Source organism: Pseudomonas sp. NPDC086112 (genome assembly GCF_044746425.1).
GTDB lineage: Bacteria > Pseudomonadota > Gammaproteobacteria > Pseudomonadales > Pseudomonadaceae > Aquipseudomonas.
The window spans coordinates 14240-34671 of the sequence record NZ_JBIVCD010000038.1 but is presented as its reverse complement, the minus strand read 5'-3'; the positions used below and the strand labels follow the sequence as shown (position 1 = coordinate 34671).

The 20432-nt window shown below is 58.4% G+C and carries 16 protein-coding genes and 1 pseudogene; 10 read left to right on the top strand and 7 right to left on the bottom strand.

Annotated elements, in window-relative coordinates; translation table 11 throughout:
* Positions 1–4 precede the first annotated feature (4 nt).
* From algG to yaaA, 7 genes are all read right to left on the bottom strand, one after another.
* Complete coding sequence (gene algG / locus ACIPLA_RS22455; protein ID WP_401176039.1) at positions 5–1594, bottom strand: mannuronan 5-epimerase AlgG; 1590 nt, start codon at positions 1592–1594, stop codon at positions 5–7.
* A gap of 26 nt (positions 1595–1620) precedes the next feature.
* Entirely contained in the window at positions 1621–3108 is a 1488-nt protein-coding gene (locus ACIPLA_RS22450) for an alginate export family protein (RefSeq protein ID WP_218398738.1), read from the bottom strand.
* Entirely contained in the window at positions 3105–4613 is a 1509-nt protein-coding gene (gene algK, locus ACIPLA_RS22445; RefSeq protein ID WP_401176035.1) for an alginate biosynthesis TPR repeat lipoprotein AlgK, read from the bottom strand. The genes ACIPLA_RS22450 and algK overlap by 4 nt, the downstream gene beginning before the upstream one ends.
* Positions 4614–4622: 9 nt before the next feature.
* Positions 4623–5792: a PilZ domain-containing protein gene (locus tag ACIPLA_RS22440; protein ID WP_401176032.1), complete on the bottom strand. Its 1170-nt coding sequence runs from the start codon at positions 5790–5792 to the stop codon at positions 4623–4625.
* 35 nt (positions 5793–5827) lie between these two features.
* Complete coding sequence (gene alg8 / locus ACIPLA_RS22435) at positions 5828–7309, bottom strand: mannuronan synthase (protein ID WP_401176030.1); 1482 nt, start codon at positions 7307–7309, stop codon at positions 5828–5830.
* A 183-nt stretch (positions 7310–7492) separates the two neighbouring features.
* Entirely contained in the window at positions 7493–8809 is a 1317-nt protein-coding gene (locus ACIPLA_RS22430) for a nucleotide sugar dehydrogenase (protein WP_123501037.1), read from the bottom strand.
* A gap of 835 nt (positions 8810–9644) precedes the next feature.
* A complete protein-coding gene (gene yaaA / locus ACIPLA_RS22425) occupies positions 9645–10424 on the bottom strand; it encodes a peroxide stress protein YaaA (protein ID WP_401176027.1) in 780 nt (259 codons plus the stop codon).
* Positions 10425–10690: 266 nt separating this feature from the next.
* On the opposite strand from yaaA, the gene ACIPLA_RS22420 reads away from it, so the two are divergent.
* The 10 genes and pseudogenes from ACIPLA_RS22420 (at position 10691) to cyoD (ending at position 20422) form a co-directional block, all read left to right on the top strand.
* Positions 10691–11815 (top strand): polysaccharide deacetylase family protein, encoded by a 1125-nt coding sequence (locus tag ACIPLA_RS22420; RefSeq protein WP_401176024.1) that lies wholly within the window; start codon positions 10691–10693, stop codon positions 11813–11815.
* 337 nt (positions 11816–12152) lie between these two features.
* Positions 12153–13547, top strand: coding sequence for a PhoH family protein (locus ACIPLA_RS22415; RefSeq protein ID WP_007896403.1), 1395 nt, complete (start codon positions 12153–12155; stop codon positions 13545–13547).
* A gap of 240 nt (positions 13548–13787) precedes the next feature.
* Positions 13788–14261: a cyclic pyranopterin monophosphate synthase MoaC gene (gene moaC, locus ACIPLA_RS22410; protein WP_095633366.1), complete on the top strand. Its 474-nt coding sequence runs from the start codon at positions 13788–13790 to the stop codon at positions 14259–14261.
* Positions 14258–14500 (top strand): molybdopterin converting factor subunit 1, encoded by a 243-nt coding sequence (gene moaD / locus ACIPLA_RS22405; protein WP_218398743.1) that lies wholly within the window; start codon positions 14258–14260, stop codon positions 14498–14500. Before moaC ends, moaD begins: the two co-directional genes overlap by 4 nt.
* Before the next feature lie 3 nt (positions 14501–14503).
* On the top strand, positions 14504–14956 hold the full coding sequence (gene moaE / locus ACIPLA_RS22400) for a molybdopterin synthase catalytic subunit MoaE (RefSeq protein ID WP_401176019.1): 453 nt from the start codon (positions 14504–14506) through the stop codon (positions 14954–14956).
* 184 nt (positions 14957–15140) lie between these two features.
* The gene (locus tag ACIPLA_RS22395) at positions 15141–15650 is read left to right on the top strand and encodes a disulfide bond formation protein B (RefSeq protein ID WP_192346098.1); all 510 of its coding nucleotides are present in this window, start codon (positions 15141–15143) and stop codon (positions 15648–15650) included.
* 828 nt (positions 15651–16478) lie between these two features.
* On the top strand, positions 16479–17423 hold the full coding sequence (gene cyoA / locus ACIPLA_RS22390; RefSeq protein WP_218398745.1) for a ubiquinol oxidase subunit II: 945 nt from the start codon (positions 16479–16481) through the stop codon (positions 17421–17423).
* A 3-nt stretch (positions 17424–17426) separates the two neighbouring features.
* Positions 17427–19456: pseudogene (cyoB, locus tag ACIPLA_RS22385) on the top strand (cytochrome o ubiquinol oxidase subunit I).
* 3 nt (positions 19457–19459) lie between these two features.
* The gene (locus tag ACIPLA_RS22380) at positions 19460–20086 is read left to right on the top strand and encodes a cytochrome o ubiquinol oxidase subunit III (protein WP_008010573.1); all 627 of its coding nucleotides are present in this window, start codon (positions 19460–19462) and stop codon (positions 20084–20086) included.
* Positions 20087–20422: a cytochrome o ubiquinol oxidase subunit IV gene (cyoD, locus tag ACIPLA_RS22375; protein WP_008025399.1), complete on the top strand. Its 336-nt coding sequence runs from the start codon at positions 20087–20089 to the stop codon at positions 20420–20422.
* Positions 20423–20432: the final 10 nt, after the last annotated feature.

The window sequence follows — 20432 nt, the reverse complement described above, 5'->3', positions numbered from 1 at the left end:
ATCCTCAGTCCTGCATTTTGGTCTGGCGTTCGACTGGGTCGATCAGCACGGCTTTCTGCTGGCGCACCAGCAGGTCGAGAATTTCATCCTGGCGTTCGCCGAGGATCCCCGAGAAGCTGATGCCGCTGGATTTGGTCGGCGCGAGCATCGACACGCGATACAGCTCCACGCTCAGCGGCGAGTCGATCGACAGTGGTCCGCTGCCATTGGCGGCCAGCTCACCACCGACCACAATCAGGGACACCTGGGCGTCGAACGGGTCGAGCTTGATGTCCCGGTCGGTGTCGCTCAGGTCTTTGATGTGCCCGTAGACACCGGTCAGGCCGTTGGCCATCGAGACGTTTTCATACAGGCGAATGTTCACGCTGTTACGAATACGGATGCCGTGGCGCTTGTTGCTGATCACCTTGTTGCCCCACAACAGGTTGTCGGCACTCTCGTAGAGGGTGATGCCGTCGGTGTGGTTCTTGTAGATCTCGTTGTAGGCGATCAGGTTGTTCACACTGTTACGGTCGATCACCAGACCCGACAACTTGTTGTCGTAGCTGCGGTTGTTGAAGATGAAGCTGTCGTTGACCTCACGGGAAATAATGATCCCGTGCTTCTTCTTGGTCCCGAACACCGTGTTGTCGGCGATGATCAGACCGTGGGAACGGTCATGGGGGTCGATGCCGTAGACGATGTTGTCTTTGTAGGTGTTGCCCTTGACCACGAAGTCGCGGGTTTCGTAGCAGTAGAAGCCGTACCACATGTCCGAGAACTCGGAGCCGACGATCCAGCCGGTCGGTTCAGGGCGCTTGAGCACCTTGGCCATGTTCGGCGTGTATTGGGAAATACTCACGCCGTAGGACTTACTGTTGGCGTAACCGAAACTGGCGATCTTGCTGTTGGCAATGTAGGTCTCGGTGCCACCCCAGGACAGCAGGAACGGACGGAACTCCTTGGGCGACTTGAAGGTCGCCGGGCCGTTTGCCTTCTCGCTCCAGCCAGTGATTTTGCTGTCACGCACGAACAGCTGGCCGTCGTTGACCAGGAACGAACCGGCCTCTTGGGACAGGCGCAATTCCTGGGTCTGCTTGTCGATTTCCAGAATGCCCTTGTTACCCACCACGATCGGCAACTTCGCCAGGAACACCCCCGGCGAGGTTTCGCTGAAGTACTGCTTGGGCAGCTTCTTCGCCAGGTCCTTGAGGTTCATGTAGCCGTCGTCAACGAAGATCGCCTGGGGGATGCCATGCTGACGCACCACCCATTCGGCCATCTTGTTGTCACCGCCGATGAAGTCCTTCAGGGCGTCTTCCTGCATCATCCGACGCACGCTGATTTTGCCGGGTTTGGTGCGCACGATTTTCGCGGCGATGGCTTCGGCGGTGTAGCCAGAGGTGTCCGGCAGTTTCGGCTTGGCCAAGTCCAGCGGCGCGGTTGGCGCGCTGCTGACGGTGTAGGTCTTGGCCTGTTGCAGCCCTTTAGCTATGGTCGCCGATTTGCCCTGTTGCACAGGCTTGGCCGGTTCGACGGTGGCGAAGGCGGCTGCGCTGGCGAGCAGCAGCGCGCCGGCCAGCAGGCTGATCGAGCCTTTCTTGGCACTGTTCATGTCGGGCACTCCCTTCGCGGTTTGCATCAGAAGCGCCAGACCACGTCGACAAACGCGCGGTGCATGTACGAGTCGACTTCTTTGCCATACGCATCGCCGGGCTTGAACACACCACCACGGAACCGTACCAGTGCCGAAGGCTCATCGATCGACTGGCTCAACGCTGCTGGCAGCAGGCCTTGCTTGAAGTACTTGGTGACCACCAGGTCCATTTCCTGACCGAGGTCTTTGTTGCCATCTTCCAGCGGCAGAGAGGTGCTGGAGAGGATTGCGCCGGTCACGTCGTCGGTGTTGTTTTCGACGGCGTTGATGCCATTGCTGCCCACCGGCTTGTTGCCGTCCACGCGCCAGAACTTGTGGTAGATCAGACTGGCGTCGTATTCGTCGTTGAGCATCCACGAGCCGAACAGGGTAGCGGTCTGCATATTGTTCATTTCGCCACGGAAGGCTTCGCCGAAACGGTGAACCCGCGAGCGTGTACCGGTGTAGTTCGAGCGATTGCTTTCCAGACCGGTCTGTTCGTACTCGGCGCTGGCACGGGCATAGGCCGCACCGACTTGCCACTGCGGATCGAGGCGCAGACGCAGGCCGATATCGGTGGCCCAGCCATTGAGGTCTTCACCACGTTTGGCTTCGGTCGGGCGCGTGCCATCGGCGTTCAGCGGGTTGACCGTGTCGGTGTCGCCGCTCATGCCGGTGATGCTGCCCCAGTAATTAACGGTGTTGGTGTTGCGCCAGTTGTAGGCATCGCTATCGGCGGTAAGGCCGAGCCAGCTGATGTCGCCATTCTGTTTTTTATCCAGCGAATCGCCGGCAACGCCCGGCTCCGGGTAGTCGAGCTTGCCGTCATCGTGAGTGTGATGACCGCGAATGCCGACCCAGTTACCCGGCGACCATTGAGTGGCAACGTCGCCGAAAACGTGCAGGCGATCTTCGTCCTTGGGTGCCAGCTCTTTCAAGTCGGTGCGGTATTCGCTGAAGCGTTCGGCGATACCGACGTTGGCGCGCAACAGGGTGGTGTCGAAGGTCCAGTTCAGGGCTTCGATGTTGGTGTCGCGCCATTGGCCGTCGTCGTTGCGCAGGCGTTGGCGACCGAGCTTGAGGATCTCGCCAGGGTAGGGCGTGAGGCCGCTGTAGCCGACCCAGAACTCGCGCATCGCCAGGTAGTTCTTCTTGGTTTTGCGATCACCGTTGTCGGTGGTCTGGGTACCGTCGCTGTCGGACTGTTGCAGGGTGTCCGTTTCGATGATGTCGGTGGACGTCACGGCCTGGCCCATGGCGTAGGCGCTCCACGCGCCGCTTTCGCCGTATACCCATGGACGCAGGTCGAGGCCAACGCCGTTAACGTCGCCGCCACTGGCAGTGCCCAGGTCACGGTCGTCTTCGGACTGGCCGGTAACTTTGACTTCGAGGCCGAAGTTCTTGTCTTCGGTCAGGGCCGCCAGGGTCGGGCACGACCACAACAGGGCGAATGTAAGGCCAATACCGGCCTTCACGAATGGATTAAGCTTCATAGGGATTCCTCGCCGTCTTCTTCTTGCAGGGCGTGCAGTTCCAGCGTGTCCGGACTCACGGCACTACGAATGGCCTGCTCTTGTTTCAGCAGGCGTTGGGCCTCGGCCAGCCGGTCAGGCGGCAGTTGCGCTTCGATGGTTTGCGCAAGCTCATTGGCTTGTGGGGTGTTTTGAGCCTTCGCCAATTGGCTGAAGACATAAGCGTTGACCGGGTCGGGTCGGGTGCCCTTGCCTTGGGAGAACAGTTGGGCAATGGCGAAATCGGCGCTGTTCTGGCCGTTACGCGCAGCGGTCAGCAAGTGATCCAGGGCTTTTTGCGGATAGACCTTGCCCAGATAACCACGACGGTAAATCTGGCCGAGGTAGTAATCGGCGGCGACTTCCCGGCCGACGGCTTTCTTGAAGTGCTCTTCGGCGACCTTGGCGTCGGCCGGCACCATTTTGCCTTCGAAGTAGAGCTTGCCCAGCAACAGTTCGGCGCGGGGCTGATCAGCGGCGCGGCCGTTGTCCAGGTACTTCATCATGGTGTCGACGTCGCCCAGTTCCGGGAAGTCGTAGAGCAATTGCGCCAGGCTGACCCAGGATGCCGGGTAGCCAGGTGCGATGCCTTCGAGCAGCGACTGAGCGGTTTTCTCGTCGGTCTTGCCCAGGCTTGCATCGCCCAGTACGCGAGCCACGCTGTCCACACGTTGCGCAGTGACGACGCCACGGCTTTGACCCGCCTGCATCTGCTTGATCAGTTCTGCCTGTTGCTCTGGCTGGCCGCGTTTCTGATAGACCGTGGCCAGTTCGACGTAGCAGATGTCGGTGGTGTTCAACGCGGCTTTGCAGATCTTTTCCACGTCATCCAGGTGTTGGTCGTAAGTGCCCTGAGTGCGATAGAGCAGCACTTGCGCCAGACCGGCTTCCGGTTTGCCTTCGGTGCGCCATTGGCTGATCTGCTGCTGCGCGTTGACGTTCGGGAAACTGTGCGGGTATTGCAGGTACAGCATCGCCAGCGGGATCAGGGTGTTGCCTTCGCCATTGGCCGAGGCTTTCTTCAACAGCGCTTCGGCTTCGTGATGTTCGGCTTCGGTGGCACCGGGTTTGGCCACCAGCAGACGACCCAGGCGAGCCTGAGCCCGCGGCGAGACGCTGGCCGCGGCACGGTAAGTCGCCTCGGCCTTTTTGATTTGCGCCGGGTCACGGCTGTCGACTTGCAGATCGGCCAGGCCAACCTGAGCTTCGCTGTAACCCAGGTCTGCCAGCTGCTGGTAGTTCTGCGCCGCCAGCGCGGTGTCGCCGCGCTTGAGGGCTTCATTGGCCAGACGCTGGTCGGGCAGGCCGGCGCAGCCGCTAAGGCTCACCGCTAACGCCAATGCACAGAGTGCACCCTTGTGGGAGCGGGCTTGCTCGCGAAGCAGGCGCTGCGGTGCATCAGGCAGACCGTGCTGATCCCTTCGCGAGCAAGCCCGCTCCCACAAGGTGTGCGGTGTGTTCAGGATTTTTGTGATGGTCACGGGCATGTCCTCTGTTTAAAGACCGGCGGCCATGGCTTTGTTGATCAGCCAGCTCAGGTTCGGGCCACGGGTGCTGTTCACTTCCACCGGGCGACCGGCGAAGGCGCTGTCCAGCGGCTCGTCAGGTTTGATCTGCACGCGGATGTCGGATGACAGGTCGGCGCTTTTCAGGCTGGTGCTGCTGACGATCTTGCCGGTACGGGTTTGGTCTTCGCCGGCGATCTGGAAGCTGACGGTGGTGCCAGGACGCACGTCGCCGAACTGGCGATAGGAGAAACGCGCTTCAACGTTGGCTTCGGTGTTACGCGGCACCAGTTGGAAGATCACGTCGCCTTTGCTGGCGTACTGACCGTTAGCCACCAGTTGCTGAGACACGGTGCAATCGCACGGCGACGTCAGGGTGCCGGTCATTTGCTTGCCGAACAGTTCTTCAACCTTGGATGGTTGCAGTTGACCTTCGTCCAGATGGCCCTTGAGTACATCGAGCATGCTGGTGCTGAAGGTCGCCAGTGGGGCGCCTTTGGCGGCAACGCCGTCAGCCTTGATCAGGCTCTGCACGGTGCCGTCGCGCGGCATGGTGATGTTCATCCCCTGCACGCTGACCAGTCCGGCCTGGGCGTGGCTGACGAAGTACATGCCGTACACCGATTTGAAGATGAAACCGAACGCCACCAGGCCGACCACGAAGATACCGGCGCTGAAAGTCACCGCTTTCAGACGGCCCAGCGGGGTCATGCCGTGGCCGCCATCCTTGACCTTGCGCGCCTTGGTGAAGTTGTCGCGCTGCAGGGTCGCCAGCATTTCACCCACACTGACGATGTCGCCGGCCAGGTGCGAGGTGATCAGGTGGCGTAGGGTGGAAATGTCACGGGGTTCCAGGTTCTGGAACTGGCAACCGATGCGACCGGTCTGGCGATCCACGGAGCGGATTTGCAATTCCACGTCCATGGCCAGGCCGAGGTTATCGATCACGAATTGCAGGCGGGCCTTATGCACATCGCCGACCTTCAACGGCAGCTGACCGGCGTTGAACGCCAGGCCGCCAGCGGAAAGGTCGATGAGCCGGGCTTCAACCGGAGTCCGGTCTGGACCGAAGAAACGCAGCTTGGCCGGGATTTTCACGCGAGCGTGTTGGCGCTGGGCTTCGGATTCGTGCACTACGTTGGAATTGACGGCGGTATTCATATGGGCGATTTCCTAGTTAATTCAGGCGAGTTCGGTCAGACCATCAGCAGCAGCACGGCGACAAAAATGCTGCCGGCGGAGAAGGTCATGGTCCGAGACGACCAAGTGTTGAACCAACGTTGAAAGCTGGCGAGATCACGGGTCAGAGAAGTGGGCTGGCGAGTCCAGGACTGTTGATCGAGGCGGAAGAACACGTAGATCTTCACCAGCGCGCCGACGATCTGGTTGTAATAGAGAATCGCCGGGTAAGCCGGGCCGATCCGGTGACCGGAGCAGGACAGCAGCACGGTCAGGATCAGGCGGGTGATGCCGATCCACAGCAGGTAAACCAGGATGAACGCGCTGCCGTACTTGAAGGTGGCGAGGAGTGCCACGGTCAGGCCCAGCAAGGACGTCCACATCGATACACGCTGATCGAACAGCACCACCGACGTGAACAGGCCGAGACGTTTCATCCCCAGGCCCAGGGCGCGGGAGTTCTGCCGCAGGTTGTTGCCGTACCAGCGGAACATCAGTTTGCGACTGGCCTTGATGAAGCTCTTTTCCGGCGGGTGTTCCACGGTATGGATCGCGGCATCCGGCACGTAAAACGTGTCGTAGCCCAGACGCATCAAGCTGAACCAGCTCGACTTGTCGTCACCGGTCAGGAACTTGAAGCGGCCCAGGCGCCAGTGTTGCAGCGAGTCGCTTTCCACATCGGCGATGAAGTCCGGGTTGGTGACCACGGTGGCGCGGAATACCGACATCCGGCCGGTCATGGTCAGCACGCGCTTGGACAGGGCCATGGAGCACATGTTGATGTGGCGCTGGGCGAATCGCAGTTTGTGCCATTCGCTCATGATGTAGCCGCCGCGTACTTCGCAGAACTCGTTGGTGGTCAGGCCGCCGACATTGCCGAACAGCTGGAACCACGGCACGGTCTTGAGCACAACGCCTTCGGCCAATACGGTGTCGCCATCGATCACGGCAACCACGGCGCGGTCGTCCGGCAGGTGGCGCGAGATGGCGCGGAAACCGTAGGCCAGGCCATCGCGTTTGCCGGTGCCGGGAATGCGCACGAAGTCGAGCTTGACCCGTGGCGGTGGGTTCATGCGTTTCCAGAGGCTCTTGACCAGCAGCTCATCGGACATTTCGACGATGGAGCAGACCACGGTGGTCGGCAGTTCGCAGTCGATGGCCTCGCGGATTACCGAGCTGTAGACCTGAGCGGTGGTCAGCGCGTCGATACGGAAGCTGGTGACCATCAGAAATACATGGGACGGGTCTGCCGCTTTGCCCAGCTTGCGCACTTTGCGCCGCAGGTGCGGGTAGACCACGTACAGAAACAGCATGCCGCGCAGAAAGTGCGTGGCACCCATCGAGTAGCGCCAGATACCGACGATACCGATCAGGAAGATGAAGTCCTTCGACTCGGAGTCGAACGTGGACGTAGGCAGCGCCATGGCGATGCCCATCAGTAAACTTAGGTAAAACAGCCAACCGGCGGCCTGAAGTAGGCCGTGCTTTAGCCTGTGCATAATCTGCATCCGTCTCGATCTCGGGCGAGCCTGTGGGGTGGCCCGATGGGGTTAAGGCAGGCGTAGAAAGCCAAGTCGATCTCATCAGACCTGTAGGAGCGAGGCTTGCCCGCGAAGGCGGCGTACCTGACACATCACGTCGCCTGGTTCGCCGGCAAGCCTGGCTCCTACGAGGAAGGTGTGTTACCAGCAGATGCCTTCAGTCCGGCCGCTCACGCTGGTGGCTTTGGACATGAAGCCAACCAGGTCGACCACTTGCTTGCCGTGTGGAGCTTCCAGCGCCAGGGCGCGGAATTTCTCGTCACGGTTGCCGAGGATGATCACGTCGGAGTTTGCGATCACATCGTCGAAGTCGGCGTTGAGCAAGGACGAGACGTGAGGGATCTTCGACTCGATGTAATCCTTGTTCGCACCGTGGACACGGGCGTATTCGACGTTGCTGTCGTAGATGCTCAGGTCGTAACCCTTGCCGATCAGCATTTCCGCCAGATCAACCAGCGGGCTTTCGCGAAGGTCGTCGGTGCCGGCCTTGAAGCTCAGACCCAGCAGGGCGACTTTGCGCTTGTCGTGGCTGGAGACGATGTCGAACGCGTTCTGCACCTGGGACTCGTTACTGCGCATCAGCGAGTTGAGCAGCGGTGCTTCCACGTCCAGGGAACCGGCGCGGTAGGTCAGGGCGCGCACGTCTTTTGGCAGGCAAGAGCCGCCGAACGCAAAGCCTGGGCGCATGTAGTACTGGGACAGGTTCAGTGTCTTGTCCTGGCAGACCACTTCCATCACTTCACGACCGTCAACACCGACGGCCTTGGCGATATTGCCGATTTCGTTGGCGAAGGTCACCTTGGTGGCGTGCCACACGTTGCAGGTGTACTTGATCATCTCGGCAACGGCGATGTCCTTGCGGATGATCGGTGCGTCGAGTTCTTCGTACAGCGATTGCAGAACGTCACCCGAAGCCTTGTCGAACTCGCCAATAACGGTCATTGGCGGCAGATCGTAATCGGCGATCGCGGTGCTTTCACGCAGGAACTCAGGGTTGACCGCCACGCCGAAATCGACGCCGGCTTTTTTGCCGGAGCAGTCTTCGAGGATCGGGATCACCACGTTTGCCACGGTGCCCGGCAGGACGGTGCTGCGAACCACGATGGTGTGGCGGGTGGTCTTGTCACGCAGGACAAAACCGATCTCGCGGCACACGGCTTCGATGTAGTTCAGTTCCAGGTCGCCGTTCTTCTTGCTCGGCGTGCCGACGCAGATCATCGACAGGTCGGTGTCGCGAATCGCCTCGGCGAAGTTGGTCGTGCCGCGCAATTTGCCCGTCTCGATGCCCTTCTGCAGAAGTTCGCCCAAACCCGGTTCAACGATCGGCGATTTGCCGGCGTTGATCATATCGATTTTGTCTTTGGCAACATCGACGCCAACGACGTCATGGCCCCGTGCAGACAGGCAACCGGCACATACTGCGCCGACGTAACCCAAACCAAATATGCTGATGCGCATCGCAATTACCTCTCAGTTAATCAAACCTGTGTTCATCAAGCCATTACATGGCCGGATTTAATGGTGTTCAGCGGTCATAGTGCACTCGCAAGTGCGTCTTAAAGGCGCCACAATGCCGTGTGCAGGCATACTAAGTTCCGAGTGTCTAAATAAGTGCACTCAAGATGTGCGCAATCAGGCCTTATTGTTATGACTTGCCCTGTTATGCAGCCGATCCTCTTTTGAGAAGACTTCCGTGCAAAGGTCTTGCGCGCTCAATGCCAGGCCCGAAAGCCCGTAAATCAAGCGGTTGGGTGCTCAGGTGAGCACGTTTATAGGGGCGCAGCCGTGGCCTTGTAGGGGATAGTAATGGTGCGTTATCTCCTGTCCTTCATGTGTTGCCCAAATAAGTGATCAGTAAGCCAAAGTAAGTGTGACAACTTCGCTACATCGATCTCTTGTCTGTGTAAGTTATCTCGCACAATCACCGAGAGAATCGTTACCGGTGGTATGAGCGGCGCATTTGGACATAGTTCCTGTCCGCCCATCGCGAATTCTGAAATTTCTTGAAATATTGAAAAAGATGGCACTGCTTTCATATTGATAGCACTTGCCCTTTGGCCCTTTATATATGGGGCGATTGTCGCGCTGGATATGTTTTTGCCACTACGAGTAAAAATTTTCAGTGCCACTACTGAAAAAAATGATCAATGTCGAGTGAAACTAAAGTTAGAAAATGGAGTGCTTGAATATTGGCGCCAATAAAGCGGCGAAAAGGAAAGGATCGTTCGACGATCGAAGGGGGGGGCGCACGACGAAGTAATGGGTGTCGTGCGCTGACTTAGTGCAGGCTCCATTACTCCGGTGCGTGATCGCGCAGGAACACCAGATTGTCCGGTTTAGACTGTTCGGCGCTGTAGCGATAACCCTGAACGTCGAACTGCTTGAGGGCGACCGGGTCATTGATGCGTTCTTCAATGACGAAGCGACTCATCATCCCGCGGGCCTTTTTCGCGTAGAAGCTGATGATTTTGTACTGGCCGTTCTTCAGATCCTTGAACTCGGTATTGATGATGCGCGCGTTCAAAGCACTGCGTTTGACCGCCGAGAAGTACTCGTTGGAGGCCAGGTTCAGCAGCACGTCATCGCCTTGATCGGCCAAGGCTTCGTTCAGCCATTCGCTGATCCGTGTACCCCAGAAGGCGTACAAGTCCTTGCCCCGGGCATTGGCCAGTGTGGTGCCCATCTCCAGCCGATAGGGCTGCATCAGGTCCAAGGGGCGCAGCAGACCATACAGGCCGGAGAGCATGCGCAAGTGCTGCTGGGCGTAATCGAAATCGGCTTCGCTGAAAGTTTGTGCATTCAGGCCGGTGTACACATCGCCCTTGAATGCCAGCAACGCCTGCTTGGCGTTGGCTGGGGTGAAGGCCGGGGTCCAACTGCCGAAACGCGCGGCATTGAGACCGCCGATCTTGTCGGAGACGTGCATCAATTCGCTGATCTGCGCCGGTGTCAGGTCGCGCAGTTGCAGGATCAGTTCCTGGGAATGGTCGAGGTATTGCGGCTGAGTGAAGCGCTGGGTCGCCGGCGGTGTTTCGTAATCGAGGGTCTTGGCGGGGGAAATCACCATCAGCATGAAGTCGTCTCCTTTAATCGTGGGGGCGATTCTAGGGGGTTGTCCTTGTTGACTCCAGCTATCAAGTCCATAGGTGATCGGTAGCTATGTACAAAACCTGTAGGAGCGAGGCTTGCCCGCGAAGGCGATGTATCAGTCGGCATCATCGGTAACTGGCACACCGCCTTCGCGGGCAAGCCTCGCTCCTACGGGAGATCAGTGCTGCTGCGGGAATGTGAGCGGGATCAGCTATAGTGCCGCGCGGGTTTTGTTATGGAGACATCCCATTGCGTATCGTTTTTCTATTCTCGGCCTGGCTCTTGAGTTTTGGTGCCATCGCTGCGCCGGGCGATGTGGCGACGCTGGATCGCAGCACCTGGCCTGAGCAGCTCAGCAGCCCAACGCTGTTTGACGTCGCCTCGCGGGCCGAAATCCTCATGTTTGCCCGGGTTCTGCTGGCCAGTGAATCGCTGGATGAAGCGAGCCTGGCTCAACGCCTGGGTCTGCGCACCCTCAATCTGGAGTCGGTCAACCAACTGCGCCAACGCCTGTGGCAGCGTTTGCTGACCAATTACAACTTCGCCCAGCAGAGTTGCGATCAGGATGCCTCCTTCTGTTTCCTGGTCGAGGACATGGCCACCTTGCGTGAGCAAGCGACGAAGTTTCAGGTGAGCGACGACAGCTATTACATCAAGTGGGCCGAGCCGAGCCGGTTGTTCCATGCCCAGTACCTGGACGAGCAGTTACGCAAGGCCGCGCTGTTTCCGCAGACCAGCAGCGAAGTCGATCGTTTTGGCGACTATGAGCGCAATGGCGAGGCCATGAATGATCGTCTGTTCCTGCTGACTTTCGACAGCGCCGCCAATGCCACGCCCGATAACACGGCCTGGGTCACCGAGTACCTGCGCAAATCCAGCATGAGCGCTACGTTCTTCGTCCTCGGCAAGGACATCCAGGCCCGCCTGGCCGATCGTTCGGTGGCCAGCCTGCAAGGGACTTATTCGCAGCAATGTGTTGGTGTGCAAGGCTGGGAGTTTCGCTCCCACAGCCACTGGCAAGACTGGCAGGACTCGGTGCGACGCAGCGTCGAGCTGGTCAAAGGCAAGCTGCCGGAGAATTACGTGCCGCTGTTTCGCCCGCCCGAGGGGCAGCGTCGATCCGATGCCGAGGGCTTCTTCACGTCTCAGGGCTTGCGGGTGGCATTGTGGGACATCGATGCCCAGGACGGCGCCGGCAAGCTCAAGGGCAGCCAGAGCGCACAACGAGTGTTAACCCTGATGCTGCTGTGGCGGCACGGGGTGATCAATTTCAATGTGAAGCAGGATGCGCTGAAAACGGCGATGCCTTGGCTTGTTACGCAAACGGCGACAAGCGGGATCGGTTGGGCAGACTGTCAGGACGCGTTTCGCTGAAAACGGCAAAAGGCCGTAAACATTGAGCGAAGAGCGATTTTTTGAGGGAAATAGGTGCAGGCGGACTTCCGACTTTAACGGCACATTGCCTGCACGCCAAGGGCTATTCGTCACTCTGAAAAATAAACTTCAAAAAAGCGTCAAAGTGCTTTTTTCTGTCACAGGTTTTGGGGTATTACGAAGACAGACCGCCGAAACCTGCAACACAGGTGGCGTCTCCCAAGACCCCAGTTTGTGTGCAGTTCACTTGACTCCTCGCAGGTGAATTCGGCGGCCACTTCGAGGCGCAGCACCGTCATGGTATTGCGTCGACTGGCTCCCACAAAGGTGACCGAGTATGGATGATCACGGACGTAGCCCTTCTTCCAACCAGCCAATCCTTTATGTACTCGATACCAACGTATTGATTCACGATCCAAACGCCCTGCTTAATTTCGAAGAACACCACGTCGCCATCCCGATGACCGTGCTTGAAGAGCTGGATAAGCTCAAGAGCGGGCATCACAGCGTTGCCGCGGAATGCCGCCAGGCGATTCGCCTGATCGACAAGACGTTGGGCGATGCCAGCCCCGAAGACGTCGAACTCGGCGTACCGATCCAGCGCGGCAAGAGTGGGCCCAAGGGTTTGCTGTCAATTCTGATGAGCAAGCGCACTGAGCCGAACATCATTCTGCCCGAGCATCTGAACGATAACATCATCATCAACCAGTTGATCGACCTGCGCGCGCGCGATGCAAAACTGCCTGTGGTGCTGGTCACAAAAGACATCAACATGCGCCTCAAGGCCCGGGCTTGCGGGATTGCGGCCGAGGACTACAGCACCGACCAGTTGGTCGACGACGTTTCGTTGCTGCCCAACGGTTATCACAACATGACCGGTTCGTTCTGGGATCGGGTGAGCAAAGTCGAAACCCGGCAGGATCATGGTCGCACCTGGCACCAGGTGCAGCTGATCGACAACCTGCCCGCGGTACACGTCAACGAGTTCATCATCGACGAACAGGGCTTTGTTGGCTGGATCAAGGAAATCCAGGTCGACAAGTTGCTGATCCTCGACTTGCATCAGGAGCCTCTGTTGCACCAGGAAGCCTGGGGCCTGAAACCGCGTGACATCTATCAGAGCCTGGCGCTGTACGCCTTGCTTGATCCGGACATTCACCTGGTCAACCTGTCCGGCGCGGCCGGTTCCGGTAAAACCATCCTGGCCCTGGCGGCGGCCATCGAGCAGACCATGGTCAGCAAACGCTACCGGCGCATCATCGCCACCCGCAGCGTGCAGGGGCTGGACCAGGAAATCGGCTTCCTGCCTGGCACCGAAGCGGAAAAAATGGAGCCTTGGCTGGGCGCCATCACCGACAACCTCGAAGCGCTGCACATGGACGACGAAAACACCCATGGCAGCGTCGACTACATCCTCAGCAAAGTGCCGTTGCAGTTTAAATCCCTCAACTACATCCGAGGCCGCAGCTTCCAGCAGAGTCTGATCCTGATCGATGAATGCCAGAACCTTACGCCGCACCAGATGAAAACCATCATCACCCGTGCCGGCGCCGGTTCCAAAGTGGTGTGCCTGGGCAACCTGGCGCAGATCGACACCCCTTATCTGTCCGCGACCAGTTCCGGGCTGACGTACTTGACCGAGCGCTTCAAGGACTTCCCCAACGGGGTACACATCACCCTGCAAGGGGTGCCACGTTCGATTCTGGCCGAATACGCCGAATCGCACCTGTAATCGCTTCAACAGAACCGGGCGGCCTCTACAAGCCGCCCGGTTTTTTATGTCCGACACAAATTAAATGTGGGAGCGGGCTTGCTCGCGAATGCGGTGTGTCAGTTGAAATAAATAGTGACTGATACACCGCATTCGCGAGCAAGCCCGCTCCCACAGGGGGATTGTGGCGATCGGATAATCAAACGTGCGGAAATTTGACCCACAGGTTTACAATCGATGCTCCTGATCAGGAGTATCCCTGTGCTGACTCATCTCGATTCCCAAGGTCGCGCCCATATGGTCGACGTCACTGAAAAAAACGTGACGTTCCGTGAAGCGACGGCCCAAGCGCTGGTGCGCATGCTGCCCGAAACCCTGCAGTTGATTGTCACGGGCGGCCATCCCAAGGGTGACGTGTTCGCCGTGGCGCGGATCGCCGGCATCCAGGCGGCGAAGAAAACCAGCGATCTGATTCCTCTGTGCCACCCGTTGATGCTCACCGGCGTCAAGGTTGAACTCAGTGCCGAAGGCGACGACACCGTGCGCATCGTGGCGCGCTGCAAGTTGTCCGGGCAGACCGGCGTCGAAATGGAAGCGCTGACCGCCGCCAGCGTCGCGGCGCTGACCATTTATGACATGTGCAAGGCCGTGGATCGCGGCATGACCATCGAGAGCGTGCGGCTGCTGGAGAAACTCGGCGGCAAGAGCGGCCATTTTCGGGCGGATCAGCCATGAACATTACCGTGAAGTTTTTCGCCCGTTACCGTGAAGCGCTCGGTGTGGACTCGGTGAAGGTCGAAGGTGATTTCGCCACGGTCGACGATGTGCGCACGCTGCTGGCCCAGCGTGACGGCGCCGAGGTACTGAGCGAGCAAAACCTGATGTGCGCCCGCAACGAAGACCTCTGCCAGCTCGACGAGCCGGTGAGCGATGGCGATGAAGTGGCGTTTTTTCCGACCGTGACCGGGGGCTGAGCCATGGCTATTCGCGTGCAGCCTACGCCGTTCGATCCGGGTACTGAAGTCAACGCCATGCACGCAGCCAACGTGGGCGTTGGTGCGGTCGTGAGTTTTGTCGGCTACGTGCGCGACTTCAATGACGGCCTCGATGTCGCCGGGATGTTTCTGGAGCACTACCCGGGCATGACCGAAAAAGCCCTGGGCAAGATTGCCGCGGAGGCCGAGCAGCGCTGGCCACTGTTGAAGCTGGAAGTGTTGCACCGCATCGGCGCGCTTGAGCCGGGCGAACCGATCGTTTTCGTCGGCGCCGCCAGCGCCCACCGTCAGGCGGCGTTCGATGCCTGTGCCTTTGTCATGGACTATCTGAAAACCCGCGCGCCGTTCTGGAAGAAAGAAAACACCGGTGACGGGCCGCGTTGGGTGGAAGGGCGTGACAGCGATCATGCGGCGGCAGATCGGTGGAAGCAGTAAGCAACCCTTCGCGAAGACCGCGTCGCGGTTTCGATTATTAACAATCGCTTAAAGGTTAATCCGTGCTTAACCGGTTTATCGTTTATTCCCCCGACTTCAGCGGCCCGTTCAAGGCTCTCAAAGGGCAGGGGCTGCGTGTAGACTTTCGGACAACCGATATCCACGGACACAAAAGGGAAACGCGATGAGCGAGGAAACCATGCGGTTGGGACGTGAGCGGCGCTATCTGGTGTTGCTGGGCATTATCTGTCTGGCGCTGATCGGTGGCGCGCTGTACATGCAAGTGGCTCTGGGCGAGGCACCGTGCCCGCTGTGCATCCTGCAACGCTACGCGTTGTTGCTGATTGCGCTGTTCGCCTTTATCGGCGCAGCGACACGCACCCGCCGCAGCGTCACGCTGTTCGAAACGTTGGTGGTGATCTGCGCCATTGTGGGCGCCGGGGTGGCCGGGCATCACGTCTATACCCAGTTTTACCCGGCGGTCAGTTGCGGCATCGATGTGCTGCAGCCAATCGTCGACGGCCTGCCGCTGGCGAAGATCTTCCCGCTGGGCTTCCAGGTCGATGGCTTCTGCTCTACGCCGTACCCGCCGATCCTCGGCTTGTCCCTGGCACAGTGGGCGCTGCTGGCCTTCGTGCTGATCGTGGTGCTGGTGCCGCTGCTCATATCGCGTAACCGCAAAGCGCTGCGCTGAGGCTGTACGTCGTACTGTTGCAGGAAGCAAAAAAACGCCCCGGTTCTCGTTGAGAGGCCGGGGCGTTTGCATATTCGCAGGTCAGGTAAAAAGACCTTGATGCTCGACAAGGAAGGGTGCGACACGTATGCGACATGTTGTCACAGCTTGAGTGTCGCAAGGCATTTCAAATCGCTGATTCAGGGCATCGCTTTGCAGCAAAAACCTGCTCTTCCAGGCACTGTCGGTTTCAGCGCTCGTCAGTCGAAACAGGCAGTTTTAACAGGGCCTGGCAAATTGGCAAAGCCCTTGTCACATAGGGGGTAGAGCAGGGTCGAAGGCGAGCGCAGAGCCTTGGAAGCTGTCTGAACTTCGCGTGGTAGACCTACTATTTTTGGTGTTTTTGTTGAGAATGTATTTCGATACCATGGCGCACTTTTGCAAAAGCCGTGAATGATTGTTGTCGGATCGGATATAAATTATTTCGGGATGAGACATGGTTTATGAATCGTTACATATCTACAATCGCCCGCACTGAATTCCCGGCACTGCTCACCCTTACTCAGGTGCATGAGCAGAACCAGGGTGTCGAGAGGTCTGATGGCTTCATGCGACTCCCAGGTGTCGGTGCCTTCCGACTATCCGCACCAAATGGAATTGGTCTGTAACAAGGCCCTTGACCACGAATTCGAATAAGAACTCACCGCAGGCCCAGCAATTGTCGAACAGCGTCTGACGCGCGACGGGCAGGCCCTTATTCAATCCAAGAAAAATGCCAACCCTTGGCAGGGTGAAGTGTTGGCGATCAAAACCCAACTGCATTGCGCAAGCTGCTTTAGAGGTCGTGAGATGAGTAAAAACAGGTACCCCAGACTACTAGGCTTATTGCCGCTGCTCGGCACGTTGTTGCTGGGAGGCTGCAACATGACCTTGCTCGATCCCAAGGGCCAGGTCGGCCTGGATGAGCGAAACCTGATCATCACCGCAACGCTGCTGATGCTGTTGGTCGTCGTGCCGGTCATCGTCATGACCTTCCTGTTCGCCTGGAAATACCGCGCCTCCAACAAGGACGCCGTTTACACGCCAAAATGGTCCCACTCCACCAAGATCGAAATCGCGGTGTGGACTATTCCGGTACTGATCATCATTGCCCTGGGTTACGTCACCTACAAGTCGACCCACGCCCTGGACCCATACAAGCCACTGGAATCCGACGTCAAGCCGATCACCATTGAAGTGGTCGCGCTGGACTGGAAGTGGCTGTTCATCTACCCGGAACAAGGCATTGCCACGGTCAACAAGATCGTGTTCCCGGCGCACACCCCGATCAACTTCAAGATCACTTCGGATGCCGTGATGAACTCGTTCTTCATCCCGGCCCTGGGCGGCCAGATCTACGCGATGGCCGGCATGCAGACCAAGCTGCATCTGATCGCCAACCAGAACGCTGAAATGGACGGTATCTCCGCCAACTACAGCGGCGCGGGTTTCACCGGCATGAAATTCAAAGCTATCGCCACTTCTCAGGAAGATTTCGACGCCTGGGTAAGCGAAGTCAAAAAGGCACCTAAAAAGCTTGAACAAGCTGAATACGCAGCCCTTGCCAAGCAAAGCCAGAACAACCCAGTCGAGCTCTACTCCTCGGTCACGCCGAACCTGTTCCAGATCATCGTCGACAAGTACGAAGGCATGAAACCGGGTCCGAAGGTCAAGCACGAGAAGAAAGAGAAAGAAGTGGCCGCTACGCAAGGAATGGACATGAACTCGCATTCAGCTGCCGGGGCAGAGGAGTAAACGATGTTTGGTAAATTAAGTTGGGAAGCGGTCCCGTTCCACGAACCGATCGTGATGATAACCATCGCCATGATCGCGCTCGGTGGTCTGGCGCTGTTCGCTGCAATCACCTACTTCAAGAAGTGGACCTATTTGTGGACCGAGTGGTTGACCTCGGTCGACCACAAGAAAATCGGCGTGATGTACATCATCGTCGCCATGGTCATGTTGCTGCGTGGCTTTGCCGACGCCATCATGATGCGTACCCAGTTGGCGATGGCCACCGAGGGTTCGCCTGGCTACCTGCCGCCTGAACACTATGAACAGATCTTCACCGCTCACGGTGTGATCATGATCATCTTCATGGCGATGCCATTCTTCACCGGCCTGATGAACCTTGCAGTGCCGCGCAGATCGGCGCGCGTGACGTTGCCTACCCGTTCCTGAACTCCCTGAGCTTCTGGCTGCTGGTTTCCGGCGTAGTGCTGATCAACCTGTCCCTGGGCGTTGGCGAATTCGCCAAGACCGGCTGGGTTGCTTATCCGCCGCTGTCGGGCCTGCAATACAGCCCGGGCGTGGGGATGGATTACTACATCTGGGCGTTGCAGCTATCCGGGCTAGGTACGACGCTGACGGGGGTCAACTTCCTGGCCACCGTGCTGAAAATGCGTACCCCGGGCATGAAGCTGATGGACATGCCGATCTTCACCTGGACCTGCACCTGGGCCAACGTCCTGATCGTGGCTTCGTTCCCGATCCTGACCGCGACCCTGGCACTGCTGACCCTCGACCGTTACATGGATTTCCACATTTTCACCAATGAACTTGGTGGCAATCCAATGATGTACGTCAACCTGTTCTGGGCCTGGGGCCACCCCGAGGTTTACATCCTGATTCTGCCGGCGTTCGGGATCTTCTCCGAAGTCATCTCGACCTTCACTGGCAAGCGTCTGTTCGGCCACCACTCGATGGTCTACGCATCGGGCGCGATCTCGATCCTGGGCTTCATGGTCTGGCTGCACCACTTCTTCACCATGGGTTCGGGGGCCAGCGTCAACGCCTTCTTCGGTCTGGCGACGATGCTGATTTCGATCCCGACGGGGGTGAAGCTATTCAACTGGCTGTTCACCATCTACCAGGGCCGTCTGCGTTTCACCAGCCAAGTGCTGTGGACCCTGGGCTTCATGGTGACCTTCGCCATCGGCGGCATGACCGGCGTACTGCTGGCCATCCCGGGTGCTGACTTCGTTCTGCACAACAGCCTGTTCGTGATCGCGCACTTCCATAACGAGATCATCGGCGGCGCGGTAATCGGCTACATCGCAGGTTTCGCCTTCTACTTCCCGAAAGCGTTCGGCTTCAAGCTGCACGAAGGCTGGGGCAAGGCAGCGTTCTGGTTCTGGATCACCGGCTTCTTCGTCGCGTTCATGCCGCTCTACGTACTGGGCTTCATGGGCATGACCCGTCGTCTGAACGCCACCACCAACCCTGAGTGGGTACCGTACCTGTACGTTGCCATGTTCGGTGCGGTGATGATCGCCTTCGGTATCGCCTGCCAGCTGATCCAGCTGTACGTCAGCGTGCGTGATCGCAACAAGCCAGAGAACATGTGCGAACACGGCGACCCGTGGAATGCCCACACCCTGGAATGGTCGACCTCCTCGCCACCACCGTTCTACAACTTTGCCGTGCTGCCAAAAGCAGAAACCATCGACCCGTTCACCGAGGCCAAGGAAAACGGCACTGCGTACAAGGCTCCGGCCAAGTACGAACCGATCCACATGCCAAACAACACCGCCACCGGTGTGGTCATGGGTGCTCTGTTGACCGTGTTCGGTTTCGCGATGATCTGGCACATCTGGTGGCTGGCCATCGTTAGCCTGGTCGGCACTGTGGGCTACTTCGTGATCCACGCTGCACGCGATGATCAAGGCTATATGGTGCCGGTCGACGTGATCGAGCGCATCGAAGCCGAGCAGCACAAGCGTCTGGTAGCGGCCGGGAAAGTTCCAGCCACCGCCACCCGTGTTGAAACCTCGTTGGAACAGGCTTAAACCATGTCGAACTTAGTGACCAATGCTGGACACACCCATGTCGATGGACATGGGCATGATGACCATCACCACGACTCGGGCGAGATGACCGTATTCGGTTTCTGGCTCTACCTGATGACCGACTGCATCCTGTTTGCGTCGATCTTCGCGGCGTACGCGGTACTGGTTAACAACGTAGCGGGTGGCCCGTCGGGCCACGACATTTTCGAACTGCCATACGTACTGGGCGAAACCGCTCTGCTGCTGTTCAGTTCGATCACCTACGGCTTCGCCATGCTGGCGTTGTTCAAGGGCAAGAAGAACCAGGTCCTGGGCTGGTTGGCCATGACCTTCCTGTTCGGCGCCGGCTTCATCGGCATGGAGATCAACGAGTTCCATATGCTGATCTCCGAGGGCTTCGGTCCTAGCCGCAGCGGTTTCCTGTCCGGGTTCTTCACCCTGGTCGGCACCCACGGTCTGCACGTGACCAGCGGTCTGATCTGGATGGCGATCATGATGTACCAGGTGCAGAAAAACGGCCTGACGGCGACCAACAAGACCCGTCTGAGCTGCCTGAGCCTGTTCTGGCACTTCCTGGACGTGGTGTGGATCTGCGTATTCACCGTTGTTTATCTGATGGGGACTATGTAAATGGCTAACGCTCATTCCCACGATAGCCACGACGCCGGCCACGGCAGCGTCAAGTCTTATGCTATCGGTTTCATCCTGTCGGTGATCCTGACCGTCATTCCTTTCGGCCTGGTGATGTACCCGTCGCTGCCGAAAGCCCTGACCCTGTGGATCGTACTGGCCTTCGCAGTCATCCAGGTGCTGGTGCACCTGGTGTACTTCCTCCACCTGGACCGTTCGGCGGCACAGCGTAACAACGTCATTGCGTTTGTTTTCGCCGCGATCGTAATCGTCCTGTTGGTAGGCCTGTCGCTGTGGATCATGTTCAGCATCCACACCAACATGATGGCGCACTGAGGTAAGTCCG

Coding starts and splice junctions, on each gene's coding strand:
- ACIPLA_RS22415 (WP_007896403.1), top strand. CDS start 12,153: ATGGATGATCACGGACGTAGCCCTTCTTCCAACCAGCCAATCCTTTAT.
- algK (WP_401176035.1), bottom strand. CDS start 4,613: ATGCCCGTGACCATCACAAAAATCCTGAACACACCGCACACCTTGTGG.
- algG (WP_401176039.1), bottom strand. CDS start 1,594: ATGAACAGTGCCAAGAAAGGCTCGATCAGCCTGCTGGCCGGCGCGCTG.
- cyoD (WP_008025399.1), top strand. CDS start 20,087: ATGGCTAACGCTCATTCCCACGATAGCCACGACGCCGGCCACGGCAGC.
- ACIPLA_RS22380 (WP_008010573.1), top strand. CDS start 19,460: ATGTCGAACTTAGTGACCAATGCTGGACACACCCATGTCGATGGACAT.
- yaaA (WP_401176027.1), bottom strand. CDS start 10,424: ATGCTGATGGTGATTTCCCCCGCCAAGACCCTCGATTACGAAACACCG.
- cyoA (WP_218398745.1), top strand. CDS start 16,479: ATGAGTAAAAACAGGTACCCCAGACTACTAGGCTTATTGCCGCTGCTC.
- alg8 (WP_401176030.1), bottom strand. CDS start 7,309: ATGCACAGGCTAAAGCACGGCCTACTTCAGGCCGCCGGTTGGCTGTTT.
- ACIPLA_RS22440 (WP_401176032.1), bottom strand. CDS start 5,792: ATGAATACCGCCGTCAATTCCAACGTAGTGCACGAATCCGAAGCCCAG.
- moaE (WP_401176019.1), top strand. CDS start 14,504: ATGGCTATTCGCGTGCAGCCTACGCCGTTCGATCCGGGTACTGAAGTC.
- ACIPLA_RS22395 (WP_192346098.1), top strand. CDS start 15,141: ATGAGCGAGGAAACCATGCGGTTGGGACGTGAGCGGCGCTATCTGGTG.
- ACIPLA_RS22430 (WP_123501037.1), bottom strand. CDS start 8,809: ATGCGCATCAGCATATTTGGTTTGGGTTACGTCGGCGCAGTATGTGCC.
- moaD (WP_218398743.1), top strand. CDS start 14,258: ATGAACATTACCGTGAAGTTTTTCGCCCGTTACCGTGAAGCGCTCGGT.
- ACIPLA_RS22450 (WP_218398738.1), bottom strand. CDS start 3,108: ATGAAGCTTAATCCATTCGTGAAGGCCGGTATTGGCCTTACATTCGCC.